The sequence below is a fragment of the Lactobacillus nasalidis genome (assembly GCF_016587775.1).
Taxonomy (GTDB): Bacteria; Bacillota; Bacilli; order Lactobacillales; family Lactobacillaceae; genus Lactobacillus; species Lactobacillus nasalidis.
On the sequence record NZ_BOCG01000614.1, the window covers coordinates 1 to 3787 of the forward strand.

Genomic DNA, 3787 nt, shown 5'->3' on the forward strand with positions numbered 1-3787 from the left:
GCAAAAAATGGTATCAGCTGATTACTTGTACCGAACTGGTTGGGGCGCTTAATAGGCGCCTTTTTTATGCTCAAAAGCCCCGCATCTAATCACGGATGCGGGGCTTTCTGTTCTTACTGCTTGTTTTGATAATCCTTCAGTCCATCGGTCAACTTGTTCGTCAGCTTGATGAACTGATCCTTTTCTTCGTTGTTCAGGATGCTGTCGCACATTGCTTCCACTTCAGTATAGACTGCCATGCACTTATGTCGATCTGGTCAGCCACTGGATCAAGTCGGAATCGCAAGCATCCGCAACTTTAAGCGGACTAGGTCCTGTTCAAGGAATAGTAAGGATATACTCATGATTGTAATTGATGCATGGTGGAAGATTGAGATTAACCAATTCCATTCTTTTCTGATGGTGTTGATGAATTGAGTATGAATCTTAAGATGAGAGAAAATCCTTTTTTAAAGAAGCGTTTAGCTGTTCTATAGTAGGGGCATTTTTATATTTAGCAAATTCTTCAGTAGCTTTATTTGCTTCTGTTTCAGCAGCTTCTTGATCTAAGAATGCGGAATAAGAAATATAAGCGGGGTCAGATTCTGAATCTTTAAAGAAGATATTTGCTTGCTCATCCTTTCGATCAATGCGTGAAACGATAGCATTACATAAGACATTTACGTAGAATAAATCAATAGATTTACCATAAAAAGAAATTGATTTTTTCTGAGGTAAAACTACGCGAAGGTATTTTCCAATAGTTTTGTCTATGTTGTTATCTTTATCTAATATACACCTCAAACTTGTTAGCTTTGCAACATCTCGAATTTTTTTGTGCTTTACTAAGGACCAGTACAGCTTGTCAATTTTTAGATCAGACACATAAATATCCTTTAAACAGTTAGGTTTAATTATGAGGTGGCATTGGTCCTGAATCGCCTCAATTTTGGTTAATCGTATAACTTGTGCATTTAAGCTGTTAAGCAGTGGTACTAAACTATCGGTGTCAGTAATCAAGGATTTGATGAGGACAGAAATAGTTTGAAATTGATGAATTATGTCTTTGATTGATTTTCCCAAAGAGTAATCTAAATGATAGGTGACAACACAGTTTTGAGGGGTGGCTGATTTGTTAACTTTCATTTCCAACCATACTGGAAATTTCTTGTCTGAAAAAATAGTGTATTCTTGTTTGTTTTCCTCTAGATAGAGGACTATTTTCTGGACTTTACCCTTATTTTCTATAGGATAGTCAATTGTTTTAAATGGTTTTCCTATAATGACAGTACTATTTTCTCCTAATGGATCTTCGTTCAACTTGATACTGCTACCGGCATTTTCTAAAAAAATTCCTAGATTCTTGAGATTAGGAATCTTCTGTGGCTGACCGGTTTCTTCAATTTTTTCTAAAGTGGAATAGAAATCATTAGAAGAAAAGGAAATACTCAACGTGGGTTCTTGTAAGAATGTTTCTCTAAGCTTATTAGTCAATTGTTTACCAGTCTTTCTTGATTTCACTAAGAGTGATAATTTTGCTAATTAATAATTCTTTGTCTATGTTTGTATAATTTGATAGGCTTTCAAAGATTTTTTCAATTTCTTTAATTAAGAGGATTCGAGCATTGTTGTCAGGAACGATCAAATATTGAATGTCGCTGAAGGTAAATGGCAATCCAGTGTTCTTGTACCCAGGTTGACTAATTGCTTCGTTTAGTCTATCGATAATCTTTTGATCTGACACGGTTACATACATTCTGCTAATAGAGAGTTTTTGTGCTGTTGAAACAGAAGGCACATATCTCCATTCACATTCGTCGTTAAAATTTTTCCAGACAGTTACCCTATAGACATCATCTTCAATTTGGATTTTACGTTCCATTTCTCCATGAAGAGGTTTTAAGTAACACAAGCGATTGATATAATCTTCAGAGACTTCATCGGGCAGATCATCATATTTTACTAAAGTGTTTATGCTTTTAGAAAGAGTATTATTTACGTAAGATGTATTCTCTTGGACGTAGTTAATTGGCTCTAATTCATGCCTCTTTCCCCATTCTTTAGAGAAGGAAATTGCGTACTCCCCATACAATTCGGGATGAGTATTTTCAGCCTCTATTCTTTGCCTAATCTTCTTCTTTATTCTTTTAGGTTTTATGACTTGCAGATCGAATGAAGTAACTAGGTTATGCATTGGAATATCGCAGAAACATTTTTCTAAGACATAGATGTCCCTGATTTTTCGCCTATTAAGCCGTAAATTCAGATATTCGATGTTTTCTTTGCAATAGCGAGGAGCTAGGTACTGATTTTTTAGAGCTTGATAAAGATATTCAGGCTTGGACATAAAATGGAATAAGGTATTTGCGCTCTGGACATAGTCACTCTCATTCTGAAAGTTAGCTTTTTGAATGTTCACTTGTAAACCTTCTTTGAAATTTGAATTAGGTATAGAGTAAGCAATGTGTGTGGGATTAAATGAAAAATGATCTTAACTTTTGAGTTAATAATTGATCAAACCCACAGAAAATGTCTGTCAGATAAATAGCTTACTTGCTCTACTCTTGTTGGTATCTTAAAAAGGGAGTCCCATCTAATCTTCGTTGATGACATTTTCGAGGTATGAGTCAAGAGCAGCTTTTAAATTTTGCTTGATTTTTGGATGATTAGAGCTTTCAACTACTACAGTGTAAAGATCGTTCACAAGAGGAGAAATGGTTTCGGTCCCTTTGTTGCTACACAGCTCTTGTTGCTCTGTCTTGTTTGAAATCCAGAGCTCTTTTGCATACGCGTTTGGATCTCCGACTTGATGTACTAATTTACAGATGCTCATTAGATAGAGGGTTGTATCGTTATTTAATTGCAGATAGAAGCAGTCATCCGCAATACAAGTTTGATTGCCAAAAGTTCTAGATTCAAAAACCGGTCTTGTAACCTCTTCCGGATACTCTACTTCGGTGGGAACCATAAATGTTTTCACCGAGAACAAAGGATGACCAGTATTTCCATTTTCATCTGGCTGAATATAGTTTAAAGAGTCTGCAGTTTCAACATTCCAATCAAGCTTATCACTGGTTGTATCAGTTATTAATCTTTCAAGAAGATTCTTTAGGTACTGTTCCGTAGGCGTTAATGCTGACAGATCAGTTTTTAAAAGTGTGTCTACACTAACATTTAATTCATTGGCTACGTTAAGAACGAATTCAATACCTGGTTTGAAACTCCCATCTTTTGTCCGGGAAATGTAGCCTGTGCTAACCCCAGCAGCAGTTTCAAGTTCCCCAATTTTTTTATTTTGCTGGGAAGCTAAGTAAGATATGTTGTTAAACATGACTTTTGAGTCAAACGAGTTAACCATTTTTAGATAGTCCTTTCTATGTTTGAATAGTGTTCTGTGCGTTAGCACTTCCATAGAAAAATCTGTTTTGTCACCACGATATTACTACTTGTTGGCGGATAATTCAACAATAAGCAAGTGACTTTGCCGAAAATTCAAAAGTCGCTAATTAATTGAACATTTAGTAAATAAGCGCACCAAAGGGATACAGTCCCTATATCTCCATCTCGTCAAAGGGGAGTACAATACCTTAAAAATAAATCCCAGCACTTCGGTGCTGGGATTTTTTACTGCTTGTTTTGATAATCCTTCAGTCCATCGGTCAACTTGTTCGTCAGCTTGATGAACTGATCCTTTTCTTCGTTGGTTAGGATGCTGTCGCACATTGCTTCCACTTCAGTATAGACTGCCATGCACTTGGGGTAGAGCTTCTTGCCGGTTTCCGTGAGCAAAAGTCGGTAGTAGCGGCCG

General features: G+C 36.4%; 5 protein-coding genes. All 5 read right to left on the bottom strand.

Translation table 11 applies throughout. From position 1 onward, the window contains the following. Nucleotides 1–113 precede the first annotated feature (113 nt). On the bottom strand, nt 114–239 hold the full coding sequence (locus lacNas_RS14440) for a hypothetical protein (RefSeq protein ID WP_280515174.1): 126 nt from the start codon (nt 237–239) through the stop codon (nt 114–116). Nucleotides 240–426: 187 nt separating this feature from the next. Further along, nucleotides 427–1500 carry a hypothetical protein gene (locus lacNas_RS11520; protein WP_201331404.1) on the bottom strand — a complete coding sequence of 358 codons (1074 nt, stop codon included), beginning with the start codon at nt 1498–1500 and terminating at the stop codon, nt 427–429. Continuing rightward, nucleotides 1478–2398: an abortive infection system antitoxin AbiGi family protein gene (locus lacNas_RS11525; RefSeq protein ID WP_201331405.1), complete on the bottom strand. Its 921-nt coding sequence runs from the start codon at nt 2396–2398 to the stop codon at nt 1478–1480. The genes lacNas_RS11520 and lacNas_RS11525 overlap by 23 nt, the downstream gene beginning before the upstream one ends. 174 nt (nt 2399–2572) lie before the next feature. Further along, nucleotides 2573–3337: a helix-turn-helix domain-containing protein gene (locus lacNas_RS11530; protein ID WP_201331406.1), complete on the bottom strand. Its 765-nt coding sequence runs from the start codon at nt 3335–3337 to the stop codon at nt 2573–2575. Between the two features lie 266 nt (nt 3338–3603). Beyond that, nucleotides 3604–3787 (bottom strand): winged helix DNA-binding protein (locus tag lacNas_RS11535; protein WP_507762791.1); only part of this gene is annotated, 184 nt, incomplete at its 5' end.

Excerpts from the sequence above, each read along its gene's own strand:
- lacNas_RS14440 (WP_280515174.1), bottom strand. The coding sequence starts at position 239 with ATGGCAGTCTATACTGAAGTGGAAGCAATGTGCGACAGCATCCTGAAC.
- lacNas_RS11530 (WP_201331406.1), bottom strand. The coding sequence starts at position 3,337 with ATGGTTAACTCGTTTGACTCAAAAGTCATGTTTAACAACATATCTTAC.